Origin of the sequence: Streptococcus mitis (genome assembly GCF_047460035.1) — a bacterium.
GTDB lineage: Bacteria > Bacillota > Bacilli > Lactobacillales > Streptococcaceae > Streptococcus > Streptococcus mitis_DW.
In genome coordinates this window covers 61,663-88,055 of the sequence record NZ_JASHHB010000007.1, presented here as the reverse complement: position 1 = coordinate 88,055, position 26,393 = coordinate 61,663, and the positions used below count along the sequence as shown (strand labels likewise).

Here is a 26,393-nt window from a genome sequence, read left to right as displayed (position 1 = left end):
AAGAAGTAGGTTTTATTATGAAAATTATCCTTGTCGGAGGGGGAAAAGTTGGTTCTGCCCTCTGTCGCTCCTTGGTTGCAGAAAAGCATGATGTTTTGCTGATTGAGCAAGACGAAGCTGTCCTCAATCATATTGTCAATCGCTTTGATATCATAGGCATCCTTGGTAACGGGGCCGATTTTACCATCCTTGAGCAAGCCAGCGTCCAGGATTGTGATATCTTTATCGCCCTGACTGAATACGATGAAGTGAACATGATTGCAGCCGTTCTAGCAAAAAAAATGGGAGCTAAAGAGACCATCGTTCGGGTGCGGAACCCTGAATATTCTAACTCTTATTTCAAGGAAAAGAATATTCTCGGTTTTTCTCTTATAGTTAATCCTGAGCTCTTGGCTGCCCGTGCTATTGCTAATATCATTGACTTCCCCAACGCCCTCTCTGTCGAACGTTTCTTTGGTGGACGGGTCAGCTTGATGGAATTCGCTGTTAAATCCTCCAGTGGTCTTTGCCAAATGCCCATTTCTGATTTTCGGAAAAAATTTGGCAATGTCATTGTCTGTGCGATAGAAAGGGATCATCAAATTATCATTCCAAGCGGTGACATGACTGTACAGGATAAAGATAGAATCTTTGTCACTGGTAACCGTGTTGACATGATGCTCTTCCATAATTATTTCAAGTCTCGTGCCGTGAAGAGTCTTCTTATTGTTGGAGCTGGTAGAATTGCCTATTATCTACTAGGTATCCTCAAAGACAGTCGTATCGATACCAAGGTTATTGAAATCAATCCTGAAATCGCTAGCTTCTTTAGCGAGAAATTCCCAAACCTCTACATCGTTCAAGGAGATGGTACCGTAAAAGATATCCTGCTGGAAGAAAGTGCTCAAAACTATGATGCCGTTGCGACTCTAACAGGGGTCGATGAGGAAAATCTGATTACCTCTATGTTCCTTGACAGGGTAGGTGTACAGAAAAATATTACTAAGGTCAATCGTACCAGTCTCCTCGAGATTATCAATGCGCCTGATTTTTCAAGTATCATCACACCTAAAAGCATCGCTGTAGATACGATTATGCACTTTATTCGTGGCCGTGTTAATGCCCAGTATTCAGACCTTCAGGCCATGCACCATCTAGCCAATGGCCAAATCGAAACCCTGCAATTCCATATCAAGGAAGCCAATAAAATGACTGCCAAACCTCTTTCTCAACTGAAACTGAAAAAAGGGGTTCTTATTGCAGCTATCATTCGAAAGGGCAAGACTATTTTCCCTACAGGGGAGGATATGCTGGAAGTCGGAGACAAGCTCCTAGTAACAACCTTGTTGCCAAACATCACCAAGATTTATGACTTGATCGCGAGGTAAGAAATGAATAAAAGTATGATTCGTTACCTCCTTTCAAAATTACTTTTGATTGAAGCTGTTCTTCTTTTGGTTCCTGTAGCTGTTGCTATCTATTACCGTGAATCGAGCCAAGTCTTTACAGCCCTCTTTACAACGATTGGGATTCTCGTATTACTAGGCGGTTCAGGAATTTTACAAAAGCCAAAAAATCAACGGATTTATGCCAAGGAGGGAGTCTTGATTGTTGCCCTCTGTTGGATCCTTTGGTCCTTCTTTGGTGGTCTCCCCTTCGTCTTTGCTGGGCAAATTCCCAGCGTTATCGATGCCTTTTTTGAAATCAGTTCTGGCTTTACAACTACTGGAGCAACTATTCTGAACGACGTTTCGGTTCTCAGTCGTTCCCTCCTCTTCTGGCGAAGTTTTACCCACTTGATTGGAGGGATGGGAGTGCTTGTTTTTGCACTTGCTATTATGGATAATGCCAAGAATAGCCACCTAGAAGTGATGAAGGCTGAGGTTCCTGGCCCTGTTTTTGGTAAAGTAGTATCCAAACTAAAAAACACTGCCCAGATTCTCTATCTCCTTTATCTAGCTCTCTTTTCCCTCTTTGTCATCATCTATTATCTAGCTGGTATGCCCCTATTTGATAGTTTTGTCATTGCCATGGGAACAGCTGGTACAGGAGGTTTTACAGTCTATAACGACGGGATTGCCCACTATGGTAGCTCACTGATTACCTATCTGGTTAGTATCGGAGTTTTGGTTTTTGGGGTAAATTTCAATCTCTACTACTACCTTATGCTCCGTCGCGTCAAGGCCTTCTTTGGAGATGAAGAACTTCGAGCTTACTTGGTCATTGTTCTGGTTTCTACAGGCTTGATTAGCCTTAATACCCTCTATCTCTACCCAGGATTTTCCAAGAGCTTTGAAATGGCCTTCTTCCAGGTTTCCAATATTATTACGACGACTGGTTTTGGATATGGAGACATTACCAATTGGCCCCTCTTCTCCCAGTTTATCCTCCTCTTCCTCATGGGAATCGGTGGTTCTGCTGGTTCAACCGCAGGTGGACTCAAGGTTATTCGAGGTCTCATCCTTTCAAAAATTGCCAAAAACCAAATTTTGTCAATCCTATCGCCCCACCGTGTTTTGACCCTCCATGTTAATAAAACGGTAATTGACAAAGATACCCAACATAAGATTCTCAAGTACTTTGTCATCTATTCTATGATTTTGCTATCCCTTATCTTTATTGTCAGCCTAGATAGCAATGATTTTCTGGTTGTAACCAGTGCTGTCTTTAGCTGTTTCAATAACATCGGGCCTATTCTAGGAACGACATCTAGTTTCTCAATCTTTAGTCCTATCTCAAAAATTCTTCTCTCCTTTGCAATGATTGCAGGCCGTTTGGAGATTTACCCAATCTTACTTCTCTTTATGAAGAGAACTTGGTCTAAGAGATAAAATACAACCACACCTTGTATCTAACAAAGTGTGGTGTTTTTATTTCAGACCACCTCCTCAACTCAACCAACTCTTTTTAAACCAAGCGAGACACTTCAGATCCTGACTTATACTCAATGAAAATCAAAAAGCAAACTAGGAAGCTAGCTATAGACAGTACTTGAGTACGACAAGGCGAAGCTGACGTGGTTTGAAGAGATTTTCGAAGAGTATTAAGGAATTTAAGATCCCAAAAAACAACCCTCAGTCGACTGACCGAGGGTTCCTTTTCATTATTCAAGAACTTGATTAGCTCAACGCATCCAAGGCATCATCCATTGAAAGAACTTCGTGGAAGACACGTTGTGTCAATTCAGTTTTTTGTTCTGGAGTGAGGTATTTAGTGTTTACACAGTATCCAGAGATACGTACGATAACGTCTTCACCTGACATAATCTTTTCGTAAACATCGTTCAAGTCCATAACGTTCAAGTTAACGTGTTGTCCACCGTTTTCAAAGTAACCATCAAGGATTGTTACCAAGTTATCAACTTGTTCGTCACGAGTCTTACCAAGAGCGCGAGGTGATACTTGTGTAGTCAATGAGATACCGTCAGCTGCGTAACTAAAGTCAAGGCTAGAAAGTGAGTTCAAGTTTTGCAACCATCCACCTTTAGCTTTGTTAGATGGGTTAGCACCTGGTGAGAAGAATTCAAGTTTAGACAAGTTCACAGAACCATCTTCGTTGAGGTATACACCTTTGTGAACTGGTGAGTTACCAGTTTGTTTAGAGTAAGCAACGTTAGATGTGATTGTCAAAAGTGATACTGTAGCTTCAGCGTCTTTGTAAAGTTTGTGGCTACGTAGACGAGTTGTGTAAGCTTCGATCAACCATTCTGCCAATTCGTTTGAACGTGGGTCATCTTCACCCCAACGTGGGTATTCACCGATTGTTTCGTAATCGTAGATGTAGCCATTTTCATCACGGATTGGTTTAACTGTAGCGTATTTGATAGCTGACAATGTATCAACAGTGTTGGCAAATCCACAGATACCGAATCCCATGTTGGCACGTTGTTTAGTTGGCAAGAATGCCATTTGAACAGCTTCGTAGTTGTATTTATCAGTCATGTAGTGAATGATATTCAAAGCATCTACGTAAGTGTCAGTCAACCAGTCAAGAGATTTTTCAAAGTTAGCTTTAACTGATTCAAATTCAAGAACTTCATCACGGATTGGTTCAATGTCAAATACTTTGTAGTCTTTGTGAACATCGTCGTAACCACCGTTCAAACCAGTAAGAAGGGCTTTCAATACGTTTACACGCGCACCGAAGTACTGGATGTTGTGGCGTTGTTCTTCATTTTCTGGGTCAAGTGGAGACACACAGCATGAGATACAGCTCATTTCACCATATCCGTCTTTAGCCATTGTTGTTACACCTTCGTATTGGATAGAAGAGTGTTTGTGGCTCATGTGCATACAGTAGCGACGGAAGTTGTATGGCAATTTATCAGTCCAAAGAACTGTCAAGTTTGGTTCTGGAGAGTTACCGATATTGTCAAGAGTGTTCAAGAAACGGTAGTCCATCTTAGTAACACGGTGACGACCGTCGTTACCCATACCAGCCATAGAAGTTGTGATGAAGGTTGGGTCACCTGAGTACAATTGGTCATAAGCTTTTGTACGAGCAAACTTAACTGTACGAAGTTTCATAACGAAATCATCAACAAATTCTTGGATTTCTGATTCAGTAAATGTACCACGAGCAAGGTCACGTTCTGCAAAGATATCCAATACGATTGGCACACGTCCTAGAGATGTAGCAGCACCGTTGATAACACGGCAGACAGACATGAAGGCGATGTTAACCCATTGGATAGCTTCTTTAACGTTCATAGCTGGTTTGCGAACGTCAACTCCGTAAAGGTCACCCAAGCGAACAACTTGTTGCAATGCTTGGTATTGAAGGTTGATTTCTTCACGAAGACGGATTGTTTCTTCATCGATTTCTTCGATTGCATTCCAGTCGTTTACTTTTTCTTGCATCAAGTAGTCTGCACCGTAAAGAGCAAGACGTGCGTAAACACCGATGATACGTCCGCGTGAGTATGCATCTGGAAGACCAGTTACAGTGTGAGCGTGACGAGCGCGACGGATGTTTGAAGTGTAAGCACGGAAGATACCGTCGTTAACTGTTGTTACATATTTAGTAAAGATTTCGTGAACAGCTGGATCTGGTTCGTATCCATTTTCTTTCAAAGTAGTTTCAGCCATACGGATACCACCTTTTGGCATGAAGTTCAATTTGAAGAGTTCATCGTTTTGGATACCGAAGATAACTTCGTTTTCTTTATCGATAAATCCTGCTGGGATATCAGCGATAGATGTTGGACGAGTGTCCATTGGGAAACGAGTTTCTTCGTAGTGTGCTTTAGTTTCTTCTACAATTTTTTTGATGTGAAGTGAACGTTCTGTTGGTCCTGCGAGGAAGCTTTCGTCTCCATCGTAAGGTGTGTAGTTAGCTTGTACGAAGCGTGATACACTTGCTTTTTCTTTCCAATCTACGCCTTTGAAGCCTTCCCAAGCTTTGTCAAAAATATCTTGTGCTTCAACAACTGTCTTAACAACCATGTTAATGTCCTCTTTTTTCTTTCTAGTAACAGTCATCTGTTACATTCATGAGACAAGTATACCACACAGTAACCGATTTCAACAAGTGATAAATCGCTATTTTTAAACTTTCTTTTCTAAAACAGTCTATATTTCGTTCCAAACTGTATTATATTTTTGAAAAAATAAAGTCCTTTTTTCTTTTTTTCAGAAAAAAGGGTATAATAAAAGAAAATAAGCAGTAAAAAGGCGATAAGCATGTTGATTTTTCCTTTGTTAAATGATTTGTCAAGAAAAATCATCCATATCGACATGGATGCCTTTTTTGCTGCGGTAGAAATCAGAGATAATCCTAAACTCAGAGGAAAACCTGTCATTATCGGCAGTGACCCTCGGCAAACAGGTGGGCGTGGTGTCGTTTCCACTTGTAGCTATGAAGCTCGAGCTTTTGGTGTCCATTCAGCCATGAGTTCCAAGGAAGCCTATGAACGCTGTCCCCAGGCAATCTTCATATCAGGAAATTATGAAAAATACAAATCTGTGGGACTCCAGATTCGAGCTATTTTTAAGCGCTATACAGATTTGATTGAACCTATGAGTATTGACGAAGCCTATTTGGATGTAACAGAAAATAAACTCGGTATCAAGTCAGCAGTCAAAATCGCTCGCCTCATTCAAGAGGATATCTGGCAAGAACTTCATCTAACTGCTTCTGCTGGCGTTTCTTACAATAAATTCTTAGCTAAAATGGCCAGTGATTATCAAAAGCCACATGGTCTGACAGTGATTCTACCTGACCAGGCTGAGGACTTTCTCAAACAAATGGATATTTCCAAGTTTCATGGAGTAGGAAAGAAGACAGTAGAACGTCTTCATCAAATGGGGATTTTTACCGGCGCTGATCTACTTAAAGTTCCTGAAATGACCCTAATAGACCGTTTTGGAAGACTGGGCTATGACCTTTATCGAAAGGCTCGTGGCATTCACAACTCTCCAGTCAAATCCAATCGTATTCGTAAATCAATCGGCAAGGAAAAAACCTATGGAAAGATTCTCCGTGCCGAAGAAGACATCAAAAAAGAGCTGACTCTCCTATCAGAAAGAGTCGCTCTCAATCTCAGTCAACAAGAAAAAGCTGGAAAAATTGTCATTTTGAAAATCCGCTACGAGGACTTTTCAACTCTTACTAAACGAAAAAGTCTGACCCAAAAAACACAGGATGCTAGCCAGATAAGCCAAATAGCCCTGCAACTCTATGAAGAGTTAAGCGAGAAAGAAAGAGGTGTCCGTCTGTTGGGAATTACCGTGACTGGATTTTAAAACCTTGAAGAGTTGCCCCTTCAAGGTTTTTCTTATACAAATAAACGGACAAAGCTATAAAGCAATAAGATGCTACCAAGTACGATGCGGTATTTACCAAAAAGGGTAAAGTCGTGTTTTTTTACATAGCTTGTCAAGAAGCGAATAGCCACCATGCTAACTGCAAAAGCTACTCCCATAGCGACCAAGAGCAAAAACAATTGCCCAAAACTCAAGAGCTGTCCTGCTTTTATAAATTTGAAAATCTTTAAGGCACTGGCTCCAAACATAACAGGAATTCCAAGATAGAAGGTAAATTCTGTCACAACAGAACGACTAGTTCCATTCAACAAACCACCGACAATCGTTGCTCCAGAACGGCTTGTCCCTGGTAAAAGGGCAAGAACTTGGAAGAGTCCGATATAGAAAGCTGTCGTATAAGGAAGCTTGTCCAACTCTGTCACACTTGGCTCTATAGCACGCGCTTTATTGCGCTTTTCCAAATAGATAAAGGCAATCCCATAGATAATCAACATGAGAGCAACTGAAACCATATTATGGAAGTGAGTATCAAACCAATCATCAAATTTAAAGACGGCAAGTAAAGGCAAAGTGGCAACCAAGACCTTCAACCACAGTCTCCAAGTCTTACGAACTTCCTGCTTGTCTTTACCCGGTTTAAAGGGATTGAGCTTATTAAAGTAAATCACCATAACCGCCAAAATCGCACCAAGCTGAATCACGACATTAAACATGGACATAAAGACTTCATTTTGATTTTGGTATTGGATAAATTCCTCTGCTAAAATCAAGTGACCTGTACTTGAAATCGGCAGCCATTCCGTAATTCCTTCAACAATCCCAAAGAAGATAGATTTTAAAATTTCAATAAGATACATAGATTACTCCTTTTTCTATCTTCCATTATAGCATATTTTTTCAGCCAGTGATAGCTCTCTTTAAAAGGCGCCGATACTGCCACCGCCTCCGCCTCCAGAGAAGCCTCCGCCAGAACTTCCACTTCCAGAAGATACGGAGTAGGTACTTGCTGTATTTGCGACACTGGCATAATGGCTCATTTGCGCGCTTGAATGATAAAACATACTATGCCAACCATAAGCTACATATAGATTGATATCTGGATTTTCCACTTGGATATGATGAACCTTCATCAAATGGCTGACCTTGTCCGCATAGCCAAATAAGGTTGCATAGACCAAGAGGCGATTCCAGACCACAATACTTTCCAATTCAGCCTGATCCAATCGTGCAATCTCACGCAACATATTTTCAAAACTGGTCCAGAGATAGTATACTTCTGCTCCTGCTTCATTTAGGACACCATCACGATTATCTAATCGAAGCTTCCAATAATAGAAAACAGCCAAAACCAAACCTAGAAAACCAAGTATTGGCAAGGGGATGTAAAGATATCCATAAACATCCAAACTGTACAAGAACAAACCAAATCCGATAAATAGGGACAAGATAGTCAAGACACCCATACCTACTTGCAAGGCCTTTTCCCCACCAGTTAAAAGACGATAATAATCTGGAAGTCCCCAGAAGATAACCCGATTTCTCACTCCTTCTTGCATCTCTTTCAATACTTCTTCAAAAGAAGATTTGAGCTGACGCCCCTTTGCTTGAATCCGTTTTTCATCAGAAACTTTTGCTCTACGATAAAGACTATCAGATACCTTGTAATCCGCAAACAAATTGGAAAGAGTTTCTTCTTTTTTGCCTGAAAAAGCTAGATTTAGACAGTCTTTCTCAAAACTGGACAAACCGTCTTCTTTTACCAGTCTCAAGCCAACTGCATCTCCCTCTGAAATAATAGAGACATTTCCACGGTCAATCACATCTAACAAGGTAGCTTGAATAAGTTGGTCAAAGGTGAATTTGCCAGCTCCTTTGGTTAGAGGACTCACTTCATCCAAGGAAGTCGAGTAGACAGCCTCTGATAAAACCATAGGTTCTAATTCCATTGGTGGTTCATAGAGACGATGATTTTTGGCATATTTAACCGAAGGAGTGGTCTTTCTTCTATAGATGAAATAGAAGCAGACGCTCAATAACAGAGAGATGGAAAGTATGGAAGGAAACACCCAAGTAACGAGTTGTTTACTCTGATCTTTTTCTTTAAAAATCGAGTCTTCTATCTTATTAAACTCTTCTAAACGATTCCCTTTCAATCCCTGATCCCTAGCGCTAGCAAAATCGGTCCGAGGCCAATAGGCATGTAACTCAACTCCACGTTTAGCCGGAAGATTGTCTAAACGGATAGTATAATCAAGGTTACTCTTTTCAACCGTTCCCTCTCTAAAAAGTTTCCCTGTATGGAAAAAGAGTTTTTCAGCTCCCTTATCTCCCCTTACATGAAATTCAAACTTTCCAATAGTCCCTGAACTATCTGTTAAAGGTTGCCAATTTAATTCAGCGATATCATCATAAAGGAAAAGCAAATTCTTTAAGTTCCAGACAAGGTCAACTTCAACTGTGTCGCCATCTTGACCTGGATTATAAACTTTAACAGTATAACCATCTGCCCCTTCTATCACTTCGCTAGTAACATCTGTCAGTTCAGCACCGTTTTTCGCGACCTGAACCTTTGGATGAGGGTCAATGTCAAATCCGCTAGGCATCTTGCCAGCCCGTCCAAGTCCCACGATTTGACCCTTAAAGTCCTCCTCAAACTGGTAAACTATCTTCTGTCTAAATTCTGCCGTATTGTCTGCATGAATATACAAATCCCCTTGATAAGAGTTTATCTTAAAATCAATGGCAAAAACAGAAAGTGGCAGAAGGCAAAACCAACCTAACACTAGTAAGAAAAAAGTTTTTTTCATCAACTAAGCCCCCTTTTTATCTTTGCTATCATTATATCATTTTTTCACAAGTAAGGGCTTACCTATATTGAAAAATAAAGTTTTTTTCGATAAAATAGGAGACAGTTATTTTTTAATAGATTAGAAATAGGAGAAATCATGAGAAAAATATACTTATCTATTTTCACAAGTCTCTTGCTGATGCTAGGACTTGTCAATGTTGCTCAAGCCGATGAATATTTACGCATCGGGATGGAAGCAGCATATGCCCCCTTTAACTGGACCCAGGATGATGATAGCAACGGAGCTGTCAAAATCGATGGAACCAACCAGTACGCCAATGGATACGATGTCCAAATTGCCAAGAAAATCGCTAAGGACTTAGGTAAAGAACCTTTGGTTGTTAAGACCAAGTGGGAAGGTCTAGTCCCTGCCCTTACTTCTGGTAAAATTGATATGATTATCGCAGGTATGAGTCCTACTGCTGAACGCAAACAAGAAATTGCCTTTTCAAGCAGTTACTACACTAGCGAACCTGTCCTACTTGTCAAAAAAGATTCTGCCTATGCAAATGCCAAATCTTTGGATGACTTTAATGGTGCAAAAATCACTTCTCAACAAGGTGTTTACCTTTATGACTTGATTGCACAAATCTCAGGCGCTAAAAAAGAAACTGCCATGGGAGACTTCGCTCAAATGCGCCAAGCACTTGAAGCTGGTGTTATCGATGCTTATGTTTCTGAACGCCCTGAAGCACTGACTGCCGAAGTTGCTAACTCTAAGTTCAAGATGGTTCAAGTAGAACCAGGTTTCAAAACTGGGGAAGAAGATACAGCTATTGCCATTGGACTTCGTAAAGATGACACTCGTATTAATCAAATCAATGCCAGCATTGAAACCATTTCTAAAGATGACCAAGTTGCCTTGATGGACCGTATGATCAAGGAACAACCTGCCGAAGCAACAACAACTGAAGAGACTAGCAGTAGTTTCTTTAGCCAAGTCGCTAAAATTCTTTCTGAAAACTGGCAACAACTCTTGCGTGGTGCGGGTATAACTCTTTTAATCTCTATCGTCGGAACCATCATAGGTCTCATTATCGGTCTTGCTATTGGTGTTTTCCGTACTGCTCCTCTCTCTGAAAACAAAGCCATTTATGGCCTACAAAAACTAGTCGGCTGGATTCTCAATGTCTACATTGAAATTTTCCGTGGTACACCAATGATCGTTCAATCGATGGTTATCTACTATGGAACTGCCCAAGCTTTCGGGATCAACCTTGACCGCACACTGGCCGCTATCTTCATCGTTTCAATCAACACCGGTGCCTACATGACCGAAATCGTCCGTGGTGGTATCCTAGCAGTTGACAAGGGACAATTTGAAGCTGCGACTGCTCTTGGTATGACTCATAACCAAACCATGCGTAAGATTGTCCTACCTCAAGTAGTCCGTAACATCCTACCAGCAACTGGTAATGAATTTGTCATCAATATCAAAGATACATCTGTATTGAACGTTATCTCTGTTGTCGAACTTTATTTCTCAGGAAATACAGTGGCAACGCAAACTTATCAATACTTCCAGACATTTACAATCATCGCCGTGATTTACTTTGTCCTCACCTTCACCGTAACACGTATCCTCCGCTTCATCGAACGCCGAATGGACATGGATACCTATACTACAGGTGCTAACCAAATGCAAACGGAGGATTTGAAATAATGACACAAGCAATCCTTGAAATTAAACACCTCAAAAAATCCTATGGCCAAAACGAAGTGCTAAAAGACATTTCTCTCACTGTCCACAAGGGAGAGGTTATCTCTATCATCGGAAGCTCTGGAAGCGGAAAATCAACCTTCCTACGCTCCATTAACCTACTTGAAACGCCAACCGATGGACAAATCCTTTATCATGGACAAAACGTCCTCGAAAAAGGTTATGACCTCACACAATACCGTGAAAAGTTGGGGATGGTGTTCCAATCCTTTAACCTCTTTGAAAATCTCAACGTTCTTGAAAACACAATCGTCGCTCAGACGACTGTCCTTAAACGCGAACGTACAGAAGCTGAAAAAATTGCCAAAGAAAACTTAGAAAAAGTCGGCATGGGAGAACGCTACTGGCAAGCAAAACCAAAACAACTCTCAGGTGGTCAAAAACAACGTGTGGCCATCGCTCGTGCTCTCTCCATGAATCCTGACGCTATTCTCTTTGATGAACCAACATCAGCTCTCGATCCAGAAATGGTTGGAGAAGTCCTCAAAATCATGCAGGATCTAGCTCAGGAAGGCTTGACTATGATTGTCGTAACCCACGAGATGGAATTCGCCCGTGATGTCTCTCACCGTGTTATCTTTATGGATAAGGGTGTGATTGCTGAAGAAGGTAAACCAGAAGACCTCTTTACCAATCCTAAAGAAGACCGTACAAAAGAGTTCCTTCAACGCTATCTCAAATAAAAAGAAAAGGCTGCATCAACCGTGCAGTCTTTTTGCTGTCCTCATACTCTTCGAAAATCTCTTCAAACCACGTCAGCTTCGCCTTGCCGTAGGTATATGTTACTGACATTTACAACCTCAAAGCAATGCTTTGAGCAGCCTACGGCTAGCTTTCTAGTTTGCTCTTTGATTTTCATTGAGTATCAAAATGAAAAGGCAGACCCTATTCAAGAATCCGCCATTATCCAAAGATTAATCTTCAAATTTTTCATGATTTTTATCATAGAAATCAATTAAACCTAGAGCCGTTTCAAACGAAATATTTTTTACTTTTGCACGCCCCTGCGCTAGAGCAATGATAGACATTTCACGCGCATTCGTTTCTTTAGAGATACGGTAGCCTGTGATTTTCTTATCACGAACCCAGCCAACAACTGATTCTACTTTTTCAAAGTTTGACTTAGCCATGTCTTTCTCCTATTTTCTTATTTACGATATTTAATTGTATACGCTTTTATGCTTTTTGTCAATAAAAAAACATATATTCAATAAAATAAACGCCCTTATTTTTACTTGCTATCTTATTAAAGCTTATAATATATAGGTTTTTCACTGTCGAAAACAATTTTTATAGTTCTTTAAAACAATTGTATTATTAAATCTTATTTATGTAATAATATTCATATTTGACAGATGCTGATTCTCGATAATCTAGACATATTCTAATCTTATTTCATATTATTTATTCCACTGTAAAACAAAAAAATTTGACAAAATAATCTTCTGCTCTAAACCATTTCTAACGAGTATTTTTCTCCTTTTAGACTTTTTCATGTCTGCACCAGCATTCAATCATTTGGTCAACTTGTACTATTTATTTACTTTATCAAGTTTACTTTTTATTTCTCCTACCCATTAAAAAGCGAGTAGCTAGGAAACCGTAGTATTCTATGTTTCATTTTTCTACGGTCTTCATCTTCCGAGTATCCCGTCACTCTTCTCAGTAACCTCAGTATAAGGCTTCTCATTAGTATTGATTATTTTTTCTAATTCCTATTATATTTAGCCAAATTTCAGATTAGCTATATATAAAATAGTAGATTTCAAAAAACTCCTTACATATAACAAGTAATTTTACTCCCTTACTATAAACTGAATCAAAAAACATAGGTACTATAATGAGTTATGATAGAAATAGCGTAACCGATTTCCTAAGTCCATAGGAATCGCCCCCTTTCTTCATCTTCATTATAGCACCTATACATCAATTGTGCAAATAATATGATATTTTTTTATTAGTCCTCAGACAAGCATATTATAGAGCGTTTCGTTACCATTTAAGTTAATATAAGCTGGATCAAAACCTTCCATTCGACGAATCAAGCCTGCATAATCATGCTTATCTGCTAAGGCAATCCCAATTAATACTGGGCCTGTCCCTTTGCTAGCTCGTTTGATATACTCAAAACGTGTGATATCATCATTGGGTCCCAGGATATCATTTACAAATTCACGCAAAGCTCCTGGACGCTGTGGGAAATTGACCACAAAGTAATGCTTGATCCCATCATAAATCAAGGCACGTTCTTCCATTTCTGGCATACGGTTGATATCATTATTTCCTCCAGAAATGATACAACAAATGGTTTTCCCTTTGATATATTCAGCCAAAACCTCTAAAGAAGCGATACTAGCCGCTCCAGCAGGCTCAGCTACAATCCCTTGCTTAGAGTAGAGGTCAATCAAGGTTTCAGAAATCAATCCCTCATCGACACCTACCAAAGTTTGAACATGTTGGCGAGTTGCATCATAGGTCAATTGACCTACCTTTTGCACAGCAATCCCATCCGCAAATTTGTCAATTTCTTTGAGTTTAACAGGTCCACCAGCTTCAAAAGCAGCCTTCATGGAACGTGCTCCATTAGCCTCTACCCCAATGACTTCAATTTCTGGACTTGTTTCCTTGATATAGGTAGAAACCCCAGCAATGAGACCACCGCCGCCAACAGGGACCAAAACAGCATCAAAATCAATCGATTCTTTTCGAGCCTCTTCTAAAATCTCATAAGCAACTGTCCCTTGACCTGCCTGCACATGAGCATCATCAAAGGGATCAATAAAGGTACGATTTTCAGAAACTGTAAATTCTTGAGCTGCTTTAGCAGAAGCATCAAAGGTATCTCCAACTAGTTTAATGGTTACGAAGTCCCCACCAAAAAAGCGAACTTGACCAATCTTTTGTTGCGGAGTAGTAATTGGCATAAAGATAGTAGCAGGAATCTTCATTTCATTACAAGTATAGGCAACTCCCTGCGCATGATTTCCCGCAGAGGCACAGACTACCCCTCGCTCACGCTCTTCCTTGCTGAGCTGAGAAATAGCATAATAGGCACCACGAATTTTAAAAGAACGAACACGTTGAGCATTTTCCTTTTTCAAATAAATCTTAGCACCATACTTCTCCGATAAATAATGGTCGTAATCCAGTGGGGTATTCACAACCACACCGCTCAAGACTTTATGAGCCTTGATGATATCTTTTGAACTTAACATCATTTTCTCCTAGACTATTTCAAACTTATCGCAATCATTCCTCTTAAAAAAGAGAGGAATTGATTATAAAAGCGAGTTAGTCCCCCAACTCGCCTTCACCTTCATTTCTATCAATTAGTTATAGATTTTGAATGCATCGTCGTCGTTTTTACCAACGAATGGCATTGCTTTACGCAATTCTGCACCAACTTTTTCAATTTCAAGGTTAGCTGCTTGTTCACGGTAAGCAGTCAATTTTGGACGTCCAGCTTTATAGTCATTTACAAAGTCATTTGCAAATTTACCATTTTGGATATCTGCCAAGACAGCCTTCATATTTTCTTTAACTTGTTCAGTGATTACACGTGGACCTGATACATAGTCACCGTACTCAGCAGTGTTTGAAATTGATTGACGCATTTTCTTGAATCCACCTTCGTAGATCAAGTCAACGATCAATTTCATTTCGTGAAGAACTTCAAAGTAAGCCAATTCTGGAGCGTAACCTGCTTCTGTCAAGACTTCGAAACCTGCTTCGATAAGGGCAGTCAAACCACCACAAAGTACAGCTTGTTCACCAAACAAATCTTCTTCAGTTTCTTCTTTGTAAGTTGTTTCAAGAAGACCTACACGAGCAGCTCCAACACCTTTACACCAGTCCATAGCAATGTTTTTAGCATTTCCTGTTGCATCTTGATAAACTGCGTAAAGAGCTGGCACACCAAATCCTTCTTCGTAAGTACGGCGTACCAAGTGTCCTGGTCCTTTAGGAGCACACATGAAGACATCTACATCTGCAGGTACTTTGATAAATTCAAAGTGAATGTTGAAACCATGAGCAAATCCAACTGCGTTTCCAGCTTCCAAGTTTGGAGCGATTTCTGCTTCGTACAATTCTTGTTGGATTTCATCTGGTGCCAAAATCATGATAACGTCAGCCAATTTAGTAGCTTCTGCTACTGTGTATGTGTCAAATCCATCTTCTTTTGCTTTGTCAAAAGATTTACCTGGACGTACACCGATGATGACATCGCGACCTGAATCACGCAAGTTTTGAGCATGCGCATGTCCTTGTGAACCATAACCGATAACGGCGATTTTTTTACCGTCAAGTGCTGCTACTTTAACATCTTTTTCGTATTCCATTTGAACTGCCATAGTTTTTCTCTCTTTTCTATTATTTATTGCCTTTTAGGCTGGTTTAACAAATTTAAGTTGGATTTTTAGTCGCGGGTAAATCCAGTTGCACCCGTTCTAGCGATATTGCGAATACCGTATGGTCGAATGACTCGCAATAGAGCTTCACTCTTTTCAGCATTTCCTGTCATCTGAATAGTAATTGAGCTTGGTGCTACGTCTACCACCGTTGCACGGAAAGGTTGAATAATGGCTAGAATCTCAGCACGCTTCTCAGCTGGCGCTGACATCTTAACCAAAATCACCTCGCGCTCCAAATGAGGCTTGTCTGTAATATCACGAATGCGAATCACATCAATCTGACGATTGAGCTGTTTGATAATTTGCTCCACCTCATCATGTGAAGCAACATCAATAATAATGGTGATACGCGATACATTCGGATCTTCTGTTGCTCCAACAGAGATACTTTCGATATTAACCTGACGACGAGACAGGACACCGGTAAAGCGATTGAGGACTCCTGATCGATTCTGTAGTTTTGCTGTTAACATTCTACGCATGGAACTTCACCCCCAACATCTCATGATTACTCTTACCAGCTGGTACCATCGGTAACACCTGTTCCTTACGAGAAATATCTACCTCGATTAGCATAGGAACATTCTCAGTGATGACTTCAAGGTCTTGGGCCAAGGTCTCAGGATTGTCAAACTTATAGTTTTTAATGCCATAAGCCTGTGCCATCAGTTGGAAATCAGGAAGGGTATCAAAGACTGACTCTGACGTTCTACCTTCATAGAAGGATTCCTGCCACTGGCGGACCATTCCAAGTGAGTGGTTGTTCAGCATAACCACCTTGATTGGCACCTTGTAAATGTTCAAAATAGCCAATTCCTGGTTAGTCATTTGGAAACCACCATCCCCAACAAACAAGACTACTTCCTTATCTGGGTTAGCAATTTTAGCTCCAATTGCTGCTGGAATTCCAAATCCCATCGTTCCCAAACCACCTGAAGTCACTAACTGACGTTCATTTTGGTAGGGATAATACTGAGCTGTCCACATTTGGTGTTGACCAACGTCTGTTACCACAATGGCATCTCCATTCGTCAATTCACCAATTCGTTCAATAACAGCTTGCGGCTGAACCACACGCTCTTTCTTATCATAAGAACGAACGCGGTTCTTGTCTTTAGTGACTTTTTCAATCCATTTTTCAGTATTGTTATGAACTGTTGGTTCGGCCAGCAACATTTGCAAGGCTTTCTTAGCATCTCCAACTACAGGAATATCTGCACTGATAATCTTGCCAATCTCGGCTGGGTCAATATCAATGTGGGCAACCTTGGCATTCTTAGCGAAGGTCTTAGGATTCCCCGTCAAGCGGTCATCAAAACGACAACCAATACTAATCATAAAGTCCGCTTCCGTCATGGCAATATTAGCTGCGAATGACCCGTGCATGCCTCCCATTCCAAGGAAGAGTGGGTGACTCGTTGCAATCGTTCCTTGTCCCAAAAGACTGGTTACCACTGGAATTTGATAGCGTTCTGCAAATTCATTTAATTCTGCAGCAGCTTCAGCATAACTAATCCCACCACCAGCAAGCAAGACTGGCTTTTTAGCCTTGGATAATTGCTTCAAGATTTTCTTGATTTGCATATCATTTGGCTCAAGAGTTGGCTGATAGCTTGGTAGGTTCACTTCTGGTGAATAGATGAAGTCGGTTTCTAAAGCAGATACGTCTTTAGGTAGGTCAATTACGACCGGCCCTGGTCGACCTGTAGTTGCGATATGAACAGCTTCCGTAATGATACGAGGAATATCAGCTGTCTCACGAACTTGATAATTGTACTTAGTGATTGGCATGGTGATTCCCACGATGTCTGCCTCTTGAAAGGCATCCTTCCCAATCCCCGCTCGCGCCACCTGACCTGTAAAGACCAAAAGGGGAACGCTATCGCTCATGGCATCTGCAATTCCTGTAATGGCATTTGTTGCTCCTGGTCCGCTAGTGACGACAGCAACACCCAACTTTCCAGTTGATTTGGCATAACCTTCAGCTTCATGCAAACAACCTTGCTCATGGCGTCCTAGAATGTGGCGAATGCCTTTAAAATTATATATCGCATCATACAAAGGCAAGACCGCACCACCAGGATAACCAAAGATGGTATCAATTCCTAAATCACGAAGTGTTTCCAAAACTAGATCCGACCCCGTCTTAGGAGATTCTAAACTGATTTTCTCCATTGTTCCCCTTTCTCTTCTCTTAAAAATAACTTGTTACTATCATACCATTTTTTCAAAATTTTTCAAGAGAAAAGAAGAAATTTTCTGAATTTTCTATTTTAACGTTTATTTATGAATGTTATTTTTGTTTTTATTAAAAAGATACCGATTTCATTATTCAAAAATAAAAAAGAACCGATTTCTCAGTTCTTCATTAATCTTATTCCACACTAAATAGATATGGGTAAACAGGTTGTTGACCTTGATGAATCTCGACTTCAACATCTTCGAATTCTTCTGCGATTTCTTGAGCAATTTCATTGGCAAGTTCTTCGCTTCCATCTTCACCGACATAGAAGGTTACGATTTCACTATCTTCATCCAACATATGTTTCAATGTTTCAGTCAAGGTTTGGTGCATGTCAGGGTTTGACACGAGAATTTTCCCATCCACCATACCAAGATTATCGTTTTCATGGATTTCTAAACCATCAATGGTTGTATCACGCACAGCTGTTGTGACGCTTCCACTAACGACATCGCTGAGGGCTGCAGTCATGCGCTCTTGGTTTTCTTCGATGGACTTGCTTGGATCAAAGGCAAGAAGACTTGTCAAACCTTGAGGAAGAGTACGAGCTTCCACCACTACTGCTGGTTGTTCCAAAACTTCTGCTGCAGATTGAGCTGCCATGAAGATATTCTTGTTATTTGGCAAGAAGATAATGTTACGAGCATTGACCTGTTCAACAGCCTTGATAAAGTCTTCTGTTGAAGGGTTCATAGTTTGACCACCTTCGATAACATAATCCACACCTTGAGAACGGAAGATATCTGCTAGACCTTTACCAGCCACCACAGCAATCAAAGCATACTCTTTTTCTTCAGCTGGTTTGCTAACTTGAGCAGCTTCTTTCTCAACCTGTGCTTCGTGTTGGTTCCGCATATTGTCAACTTTTACCTTGACCAAACTACCATATTTAAGACCTTCTTGCATAACAAGTCCTGGATCTTCTGTATGGACATGGACTTTGACGATTTCATCATCATTGACAACGAGGAGAGAGTCTCCAAGTTCATTCAAGTAGTTACGGAATTCATCGTAATCAAAATCCTTAGCATAGGTTGGACCTTGCTTAAGAGCTACCATGATTTCAGTACAGTAACCAAAGGTGATGTCCTCAGTCGCCACGTGACCAGCCACAGACTTATGATGCTCTGCATTAATCATTTCACTCATGTTGGCAGGAGTCGCTACAAAGTCCTCAGATGCAATATATTCGCCAGTAAGAGCTGAAAGGAAACCTTCGTAGATGAAGACCAGTCCTTGACCACCTGAGTCCACAACACCAACTTCTTTCAATACAGGAAGCATGTCTGGAGTTTTAGCTAGAGCTGTTTTAGCGCCTTCCAAGGCTGCGCGCATGACTTCAACAGCGTCATCTGTTTGCTCAGCTTTTTTCTTAGCACCGATAGCAGCACCACGAGAAACTGTCAAAATCGTTCCTTCAACTGGTTTCATCACTGCCTTATAGGCAACTTCTACACCTGATTGGAAGGCAAGGGCCAAGTCTTGACCTGTTAACTCATCTTTATCCTTGATAGCTTGTGAAAATCCACGGAAAAGCTGAGACGTAATAACGCCTGAGTTTCCACGCGCACCCATCAAAAGACCTTTGGCAAGAATGCTCGCTACCTCGCCAACTGTAGAAGCTGGCTTGTCTGCAACTTCTTTAGCTCCATTTTCAATGGTCATTCCCATGTTTGTTCCAGTATCTCCATCTGGAACTGGAAAGACGTTTAATGAATTGACATATTCAGCTTGCTTATTCAAGCGAGTTGATGCAGCCTGCACCATTTCTTGAAATAAGCTAGTAGTAATTTTTGACACGGTTATTCTCCTACAACTTTGATATTTTGAATGTAGACATTTACAGTCTGAGCAGTAATTCCAAGTTGGTTTTCCAAACTAAAACGAACACGCTCTTGAATGTTTTTTGACACTTCGCTAATCTTTGTTCCGTAGCTCAACACGGTATATACATCAACTGCAATACTGCCATCTTCGGCCGCCTTTACGACGACACCTTTAGAATAATTTTCCTTACCTAGAAGGGCTTGGAAATTATCTTTGAGGGCATTTTTACTAGCCATACCGACCACACCAAAAATTTCAGTTGCTGCTCCACCTACGACGGTTGCAATCACTTCATCTGTTAGTTCGATTTGACCATCTTTTGTATTAATTTTTACAGTCATCCTTTTTACCTCAACTAGTTGATACTCTATTTTATCATATTTCAGCCCAAGTGTAAAAGCAGAATACTGTATCAGCGGATATTTACTCTATTTTTCAAATGATGTTACACCCACAGAAAAAGAAAAAGACCCTAAGGTCTCCTTACTTTTATTATTAAACGCGTTCAACTTTACCTGATTTCAAAGCACGAGCTGAAGCCCAAACTTTTTTAGGTTTACCATCGATAAGAACAGTAACTTTTTGAAGGTTTGGTTTTACGGCACGTTTTGTTTGGTTCATCGCGTGTGAACGGTTGTTTCCTGATACAGTCTTACGACCTGTAAAGTAACATACTTTAGCCATTGTGTTTTCCTCCTATTAGATCTAATATAGCGGATGTGCTAGCACCACATACCGTACTATGTTATCACACTTTCTTCATTTTTGCAAGGGAATTGGAAGATTTTTTTATTTAACGTAGACAATTCCCAACTTCCCAAAAGCCACATCTCCACGGATAATCAAGGTTTTGCTGGTTGGGACTAGAGGAGTATCTGCCTTAGCTACGCCACAGAAAGTTTCTACCTTTAAATCAACTCCCCAATGTTGGGGAACATAGATAACTGCATTGCCAAAACCAACTTCCACTTTCAGAGTTGCGGTATCTCCTAAAATCTCTGCATTGTCATAATATATCTTGGCATTGCCAAAACCAACTTCTACTTGATCTTCTACCAATTCTTGCTCTTGCTTGTAGAAAGTCCCAGTCCCAAAAGCAACTTCCTTATCTGTAAGAATGGTCTTTTCACCGTCATACCACCATTTTTTCCCATTCCAAGTTCTGTTAGAATGAGTGAGTGCGCTGACACCCATTACGATTAAAATACTTGCCCAGAACAATGACTGATTAGGAATTGGTAAAATGCCATAAAAGTGGTTAGCAATCATTAAGGCTACTAGAGCTGTAAAAGAGGCTGAAGTTAAGTGACGACGCAACAAAGCTCCAACTGATTGATAGGCAAAAAATGCAATACCAAGCAAGGGCCAAATTTGCCCACCGAATGAAGGGATTCCAAAATTTCCTTGTAATAATATTAAAGCTGCCAATACTAGCAACACAATACCAAATGCTTTCTTTTTCATGTTCTTACCTCATGTTTCTTAGATTTTCTTTTAGGAGGGATTGGTAATGCCGTGAGACATGAACCTCCTTGTGGGTTTGATAAAAGGAAATGGTGCCCGTTCCTGAAAAGGACTTGTCAACCGAGTAAACTTGCCGAATATTAGCAATGGTCGACTTGGATACTCGACTGAAATAACGGGGCAGGATAGACTCTAACTCATAGAGTTTAAGTCGAACCTCGTAGGCATCTTTCTGGGTATGGGCGTAAATCTTGTTCCCCTCTGTTTCAAAGAAAAGAATTTCCGACAAGTCCAGATAATATTCACCCGTCCCCTTGTAAAAAATCAACCGAGGAGACTTGGATTCTTGCAAGAGGCGCTGTAAATCCGCAATCTCATCTGTCAAAGCCGCTGCCTTGATGACAATTTCAGTTTCCTCTAAATTGCTGTCAATTTCGATTCGTAACTTCATTCCATCTCCTTTCTGACTCTACTATATCAAAGCCAAAATAAGAAAACAAGAGCAAAAAAGCAAGTGGTTACTTTAGACCCGTAAGTGGTTGTAGGACCAGCTTAACTTACAATTCAAAATAGAAAGAAAAGCACACCCCACGCAAGACCACAAATATAACCAACCACTACATCCTTGGGAAAATGCACTCCACCTAAGACTCTCACGAGACCGAGGAGGGCTGACAAGACCAACGAGATAACCCCTACAGATAAACTAGCATGTAAGCAAGCCATGGAGATAATGGTTGCTGAAAAGACATGACGACTGGGCATTGACTGACCAGGACTATCTCTGTCAAGCAAGGGTTTAACAGTCCATTCCTCATAAGGCCTAGGGGTATTGATTTTCTTACGAAGAAAGGACAAAATCACAAAGCCTGATGCAGGGATACACACATAGATCAAGACCTGTTTACCAAGTCCTTCTTGGAAGTAGGTAGTGGCTAACAAGGTTAGATAAATCATAGGCATAACTGCCGTCATGAACCGATTGAAAGTTCTTAACAAGCTCAGAAGAAAGGGCTTATTTTTAATGTTAGCAGCAACGTGGCCATACCATTCTTGATAATTTTTCATATATTTTCTCATCACTTACTCAAATTTTGCTTATAGGGAAGCACTTGTCTTCTAGTATAGTGCAGAAAAAGAAGGCCGTCAAGCCTTCTTTAGGTTTATTCTTCTGCTTCGTCTTCTGTAAATTGACTGTTGTAGAGGTCAGCGTAGAAACCAGCTTGCGCCATTAGCTCATCATGATTGCCTTGCTCGATGATATTGCCATCTTTCATGACGAGGATAAGATCAGCATTTCGGATAGTAGACAAGCGGTGGGCGATGACAAAGGAAGTTCTGCCCTCCATCAAACGATCCATAGCTTTCTGAATCAATTCCTCTGTACGGGTATCAACAGAAGAGGTCGCCTCATCTAGGATTAGGAGCGGCGCATCTTTCAGCAAAGCACGAGCAATGGTCAAGAGTTGTTTTTGACCGACAGACAAGGTCACTGTATCATCTAAGACGGTATCGTAACCATCTGGTAGAGTCATGATAAAGTGGTGAATCCCAACAGCCTTGCTGGCTTCAATCACGCGCTCATCACTAATACCTGTTTGGTTATAGATAAGATTGTCTCGAATAGTCCCTTCAAAGAGCCAAGTGTCCTGCAAAACCATTGAAAAGGCATCGTGTACTTCCGAACGCTTCATCTCCTTGGTATCCACACCATCAATACGGATACTTCCCTTATCAATCTCATAAAACTTCATCAAAAGATTGACAATAGTTGTCTTACCAGCTCCAGTAGGCCCGACAATGGCAACCTTTTGACCTGCATGAGCGGTCGCAGAAAAGTCATGAATAATGGTTCTCTCTGGTGTGTAACCAAAGGAAACTCGATCAAAGACCACTTGACCTTTCATGTCGCTCAATTGTCTTTCTTTATGAGATTCATCTTCCATTTCCTCTTCACCTAAGAATTCGAAGACACGACCCATGGCTGCGCTAGCCTGCTGCAAACTAGTAATCCCTTGAGCAATTTGCGAAAGGGGCTGAGAAAAGATACGAACGTAGGCCATAAAGGCAACGATAATCCCAATACTAATCTGCCCATTCAAGGCCAAGGCTGCACCAACGATAATCACTAAGGCATAGCTAAAGTTCCCAATGAACATCATGATCGGCATCATAATCCCTGAAATAAACTGAGATTTCCAGATACTGTTATACAGACGATGGTTTAAGGTCGCAAATTCTTCTTTTGTGCTCTCGATAGCATTGTAACTGGTCACCACATTATGGCCAGAGTACATTTCCTCCACATAGCCATTGACAGCTGCCAAATCCTGTTGTTGACTCTTAAAGAAGCCCTGCGATTTGCCCATAAAGACGGACACGAAAGCAAAACCAATAAGAGTTGAAACAACCGTCACTAAGGCTAAAATCCAGTTCATCCCAAACATGGTCACCAAGACTGCAATGACCAGTAAAGTAGATGAAAGAACCGTCCCCAGACTTTGATTGAGGGACTGGGCTGCAGTGTCAACGTCATTAGTCACACGAGACAAGGTATCTCCTTGAGAATGTCCATCAAAATATCCTAATGGAAGACGATTAATTTTCTCTGCAATCGCTCTTCTCAGACGCTCTGAAAAACGTTGAATGGCTGTTGTAAACAGAAAGGCCTGCAAATAATTTGATAGAAGTCCAATCACATAGATGACGGCCAAAAAACTACCAATGGCTGCAACCGCAGCGACATCCACACTTGTTTCTAGCCCACTTGCAATAATATTGGTCATTTCCTTGATACGGGTTGGACCATATACAGTAATGATATTGGATAAGATTGTTGCTAGAAAGGCGATTAGAAGGGCAAACTGGAGGCCTGCAAGATAGGGTTTACTCTGTTTCCAAAGAGACATTCTCTTATTTTCCATGTTCCAATTCCTCCTTCGATAGTTGTGAATAGGCAATTTCTTGGTAAACTTCGTTATTAGCTAGAAGTTCCTTGTGGGTGCCTTGTCCCACGACTTTACCTTGATCCAATACCAAAATCAAATCTGCATCCATAATCGTTGAAATACGCTGTGCGACGATAAGCTTGGTCATAGATTTTGTTTTCTCTGCTAGCTCTTGGCGTAGGACACGGTCTGTCTTGTAATCCAAGGCTGAGAAGGAGTCATCAAAGATGAGGATTTCTGGCTTCCGAGCCAAGGCACGAGCAATAGCCAGACGCTGTCTTTGTCCACCTGAGAAGTTGGTTCCTCCTTGGGCTACTTCTGACTCTAAGCCCGCTTCCTTGTCTTCGATAAAGTTCTTAGACTGGGCCAATTCTAAGGCTTGCCACATAGCTTGTTCATTAAGCGGTGTTTCTTGACTGTGTCCAAAGTCTAGATTGCCCTTGACATCACCTGAAAAGAGTACAGCTTTTTGTGGAATATACCCAACCTTGTTGCGCAAATCTTCCAAACCGTAATCTTGAACATTAACTCCGTCCACTAGAATTTCTCCTGCTGATACATCGTAGAAACGTGGAATTAGATTGACCAGAGTTGATTTACCAGAACCAGTTGAGCCGATAAAGGCCACTGTTTGGCCAGCTTCTGCTCTAAAGCTAACATTCTCGATAACTGCCTCCGAATTTGCAGCATAGCGGAAGGTCACATCCTTAAATTCGACCTGACCTTTGAGATTTTCATCAGCCAACTGCACTTGAGCAGGATTTCGGATAGAAGAATGCAAATCTAGAACCTGATTAATCCGCTTGGCAGAGACCATAGTTCGGGGAAGAACGATGAAGAGCGCTCCCATGAGAAGGAATCCCATAACAACCTGCATGGCATAAGACATGAAAACAACCATGTCACTAAAGAGAGGCAGACGTGCTGTCGGAGCAGCATCGTTAATCACATAGGCCCCAATCCAGTAAATCGCCACACTCAAACCACTTGAAATCCCCATCATGATAGGGTTCAAAATAGCCATAAGACGGTTGACAAATAAATTCAAGCGTGTCAATTCATCATTTGCAGCTGCAAATTTCTCATCTTGGCACTTTTCAGCATTGTAGGCACGAACGACACGAATACCTGTTAGACTCTCACGAGTGATACTGTTCAGTTTATCAGTCAAACTTTGAATCAAGGACTGTTTTGGAAAGGCTAGCGTCATCAAAACGGTTGTCATCAAAACATTGACAATCACTGCCACAAGTACAGCCCAAAGCCAGTATTCTGAATGACCTAAAATCTTCCCTATAGCCCAGATAGCCATAATCGGACCACGCGTAACCACTTGCAAACCCATGGTAATCAACATCTGAACCTGAGTAATATCATTGGTCGTACGAGTTAAGAGACTAGGAATAGAGAATTTCTTAATCTCTGTCTGCGAGTAGTCTAAAACTCGGTTAAAAATATCACTTCTTAGCCTACTAGTATAAGAAGCAGCCACTCTGGACGCAAAAAATCCAACTGCAACTGCGGACAAGAAGGCCAGAAAGGACATTCCCACCATCATACCTGCTGGATGCCATAACTCATCTAAGTTGGTACCCTGAGTTCCCAGCAAATCCGTAATTTTCGAGATATAGGTCGGCACTTCCAACTCTAGATAAACCGAAAAGCAGGTAAAGAGAATGGCTAGTAAAATCATCCCCCATTCTTTTCCACTAATTCGTTTTGCTAATTTCTTCATTCTCTCCTCCTATCTTCTCAACATTTTCTTGCAACTGACCGAGGACCTTTTCAAAGATTGCCAAGTCTGACTTTGAAACACCATCTAGCAGACTCTGATCAATGCGTTCAAAGAAGGCCTTAACCTGCTTCATTTGAGAACGCGATTTGTCCGTCAGACGAACAAATTTAGCCCGCTTATCAACAGGACTCGCCTCCAATTCCACCAAACCATTTTGCACCATACGCTTGACTAGATTACTAGCAACAGACTTAGTAATATTGAGTTCCTGCTCGATATCTTTAATCAAGACCAAGTCTTGGTTTTCTTCACGGCTATCCAAAAAACGCACCACCTGACCTTGCGGTCCACCCATAAATTCAATGCCACAATGTTTGGCTTCCTTTTGTACCATCAAATGAATCTGGTGACCAAAACGCTTAAAGACCAACATCGGTTTATCCATACTAACTCC

22 protein-coding genes are annotated in these 26,393 nt (G+C 41.0%); 5 read left to right on the top strand and 17 right to left on the bottom strand.

Annotated features, from left to right (window positions below):
* Nucleotides 1–17: 17 nt before the first annotated feature.
* Both trkA and QM956_RS07245 read left to right on the top strand, forming a co-directional pair.
* Complete coding sequence (gene trkA / locus QM956_RS07250; protein ID WP_153199647.1) at nucleotides 18–1,367, top strand: Trk system potassium transporter TrkA; 1,350 nt, start codon at nucleotides 18–20, stop codon at nucleotides 1,365–1,367.
* Nucleotides 1,368–1,370: 3 nt separating this feature from the next.
* Complete coding sequence (locus QM956_RS07245; protein WP_261019945.1) at nucleotides 1,371–2,810, top strand: TrkH family potassium uptake protein; 1,440 nt, start codon at nucleotides 1,371–1,373, stop codon at nucleotides 2,808–2,810.
* 288 nt (nucleotides 2,811–3,098) lie between these two features.
* Here QM956_RS07245 and pflB read toward each other — a convergent pair whose 3' ends face one another.
* Nucleotides 3,099–5,423 (bottom strand): formate C-acetyltransferase, encoded by a 2,325-nt coding sequence (gene pflB, locus QM956_RS07240; RefSeq protein ID WP_000260631.1) that lies wholly within the window; start codon nucleotides 5,421–5,423, stop codon nucleotides 3,099–3,101.
* A gap of 237 nt (nucleotides 5,424–5,660) precedes the next feature.
* On the opposite strand from pflB, the gene dinB reads away from it, so the two are divergent.
* Nucleotides 5,661–6,722, top strand: coding sequence for a DNA polymerase IV (gene dinB / locus QM956_RS07235; protein ID WP_261065557.1), 1,062 nt, complete (start codon nucleotides 5,661–5,663; stop codon nucleotides 6,720–6,722).
* A 32-nt stretch (nucleotides 6,723–6,754) separates the two neighbouring features.
* Here the strand turns inward: dinB and QM956_RS07230 are convergent, their stop codons facing one another.
* Both QM956_RS07230 and QM956_RS07225 read right to left on the bottom strand, forming a co-directional pair.
* On the bottom strand, nucleotides 6,755–7,600 hold the full coding sequence (locus tag QM956_RS07230) for an undecaprenyl-diphosphate phosphatase (protein WP_060627483.1): 846 nt from the start codon (nucleotides 7,598–7,600) through the stop codon (nucleotides 6,755–6,757).
* Between the two features lie 60 nt (nucleotides 7,601–7,660).
* A complete protein-coding gene (locus QM956_RS07225; RefSeq protein ID WP_261073793.1) occupies nucleotides 7,661–9,550 on the bottom strand; it encodes a DUF2207 domain-containing protein in 1,890 nt (629 codons plus the stop codon).
* A 138-nt stretch (nucleotides 9,551–9,688) separates the two neighbouring features.
* Here QM956_RS07225 and QM956_RS07220 point away from each other — a divergent pair, with 138 nt between their 5' ends.
* Both QM956_RS07220 and QM956_RS07215 read left to right on the top strand, forming a co-directional pair.
* Nucleotides 9,689–11,254, top strand: coding sequence for an ABC transporter substrate-binding protein/permease (locus QM956_RS07220; protein WP_261065555.1), 1,566 nt, complete (start codon nucleotides 9,689–9,691; stop codon nucleotides 11,252–11,254).
* Nucleotides 11,254–11,994 (top strand): amino acid ABC transporter ATP-binding protein, encoded by a 741-nt coding sequence (locus QM956_RS07215; protein WP_000189477.1) that lies wholly within the window; start codon nucleotides 11,254–11,256, stop codon nucleotides 11,992–11,994. The genes QM956_RS07220 and QM956_RS07215 overlap by 1 nt, the downstream gene beginning before the upstream one ends.
* Nucleotides 11,995–12,225: 231 nt before the next feature.
* Here QM956_RS07215 and QM956_RS07210 read toward each other — a convergent pair whose 3' ends face one another.
* From QM956_RS07210 to QM956_RS07145, 14 genes are all read right to left on the bottom strand, one after another.
* Nucleotides 12,226–12,441 carry a capsule biosynthesis transcriptional regulator gene (locus tag QM956_RS07210; protein ID WP_001130035.1) on the bottom strand — a complete coding sequence of 72 codons (216 nt, stop codon included), beginning with the start codon at nucleotides 12,439–12,441 and terminating at the stop codon, nucleotides 12,226–12,228.
* A gap of 834 nt (nucleotides 12,442–13,275) precedes the next feature.
* Nucleotides 13,276–14,526: a threonine ammonia-lyase IlvA gene (ilvA, locus tag QM956_RS07205; protein WP_261065554.1), complete on the bottom strand. Its 1,251-nt coding sequence runs from the start codon at nucleotides 14,524–14,526 to the stop codon at nucleotides 13,276–13,278.
* Nucleotides 14,527–14,640: 114 nt separating this feature from the next.
* Nucleotides 14,641–15,663: a ketol-acid reductoisomerase gene (ilvC, locus tag QM956_RS07200; protein ID WP_000290683.1), complete on the bottom strand. Its 1,023-nt coding sequence runs from the start codon at nucleotides 15,661–15,663 to the stop codon at nucleotides 14,641–14,643.
* A 65-nt stretch (nucleotides 15,664–15,728) separates the two neighbouring features.
* Complete coding sequence (ilvN, locus tag QM956_RS07195) at nucleotides 15,729–16,205, bottom strand: acetolactate synthase small subunit (RefSeq protein WP_001253803.1); 477 nt, start codon at nucleotides 16,203–16,205, stop codon at nucleotides 15,729–15,731.
* Nucleotides 16,198–17,898: an acetolactate synthase large subunit gene (locus QM956_RS07190; RefSeq protein ID WP_049500859.1), complete on the bottom strand. Its 1,701-nt coding sequence runs from the start codon at nucleotides 17,896–17,898 to the stop codon at nucleotides 16,198–16,200. Before QM956_RS07190 ends, ilvN begins: the two co-directional genes overlap by 8 nt.
* 199 nt (nucleotides 17,899–18,097) lie before the next feature.
* On the bottom strand, nucleotides 18,098–19,765 hold the full coding sequence (locus QM956_RS07185) for a DAK2 domain-containing protein (protein WP_000036655.1): 1,668 nt from the start codon (nucleotides 19,763–19,765) through the stop codon (nucleotides 18,098–18,100).
* A gap of 2 nt (nucleotides 19,766–19,767) precedes the next feature.
* Complete coding sequence (locus QM956_RS07180) at nucleotides 19,768–20,133, bottom strand: Asp23/Gls24 family envelope stress response protein (RefSeq protein ID WP_000216437.1); 366 nt, start codon at nucleotides 20,131–20,133, stop codon at nucleotides 19,768–19,770.
* 154 nt (nucleotides 20,134–20,287) lie between these two features.
* Entirely contained in the window at nucleotides 20,288–20,476 is a 189-nt protein-coding gene (rpmB, locus tag QM956_RS07175; RefSeq protein ID WP_001140948.1) for a 50S ribosomal protein L28, read from the bottom strand.
* 105 nt (nucleotides 20,477–20,581) lie between these two features.
* A complete protein-coding gene (locus tag QM956_RS07170; protein WP_049546725.1) occupies nucleotides 20,582–21,256 on the bottom strand; it encodes a LiaF transmembrane domain-containing protein in 675 nt (224 codons plus the stop codon).
* 4 nt (nucleotides 21,257–21,260) lie between these two features.
* Nucleotides 21,261–21,707, bottom strand: a complete 447-nt coding sequence (locus QM956_RS07165) for a LytTR family DNA-binding domain-containing protein (protein WP_020901878.1) — start codon at nucleotides 21,705–21,707, stop codon at nucleotides 21,261–21,263.
* A 113-nt stretch (nucleotides 21,708–21,820) separates the two neighbouring features.
* Nucleotides 21,821–22,324 carry a phosphatase PAP2 family protein gene (locus QM956_RS07160; RefSeq protein ID WP_185757713.1) on the bottom strand — a complete coding sequence of 168 codons (504 nt, stop codon included), beginning with the start codon at nucleotides 22,322–22,324 and terminating at the stop codon, nucleotides 21,821–21,823.
* Between the two features lie 95 nt (nucleotides 22,325–22,419).
* Nucleotides 22,420–24,180 carry an ABC transporter ATP-binding protein gene (locus QM956_RS07155; RefSeq protein WP_084888216.1) on the bottom strand — a complete coding sequence of 587 codons (1,761 nt, stop codon included), beginning with the start codon at nucleotides 24,178–24,180 and terminating at the stop codon, nucleotides 22,420–22,422.
* A complete protein-coding gene (locus tag QM956_RS07150) occupies nucleotides 24,170–25,939 on the bottom strand; it encodes an ABC transporter ATP-binding protein (RefSeq protein WP_125454391.1) in 1,770 nt (589 codons plus the stop codon). The genes QM956_RS07155 and QM956_RS07150 overlap by 11 nt, the downstream gene beginning before the upstream one ends.
* Nucleotides 25,914–26,384: a MarR family winged helix-turn-helix transcriptional regulator gene (locus QM956_RS07145; RefSeq protein ID WP_125454390.1), complete on the bottom strand. Its 471-nt coding sequence runs from the start codon at nucleotides 26,382–26,384 to the stop codon at nucleotides 25,914–25,916. Before QM956_RS07145 ends, QM956_RS07150 begins: the two co-directional genes overlap by 26 nt.
* Between the last annotated feature and the right edge of the window lie 9 nt (nucleotides 26,385–26,393).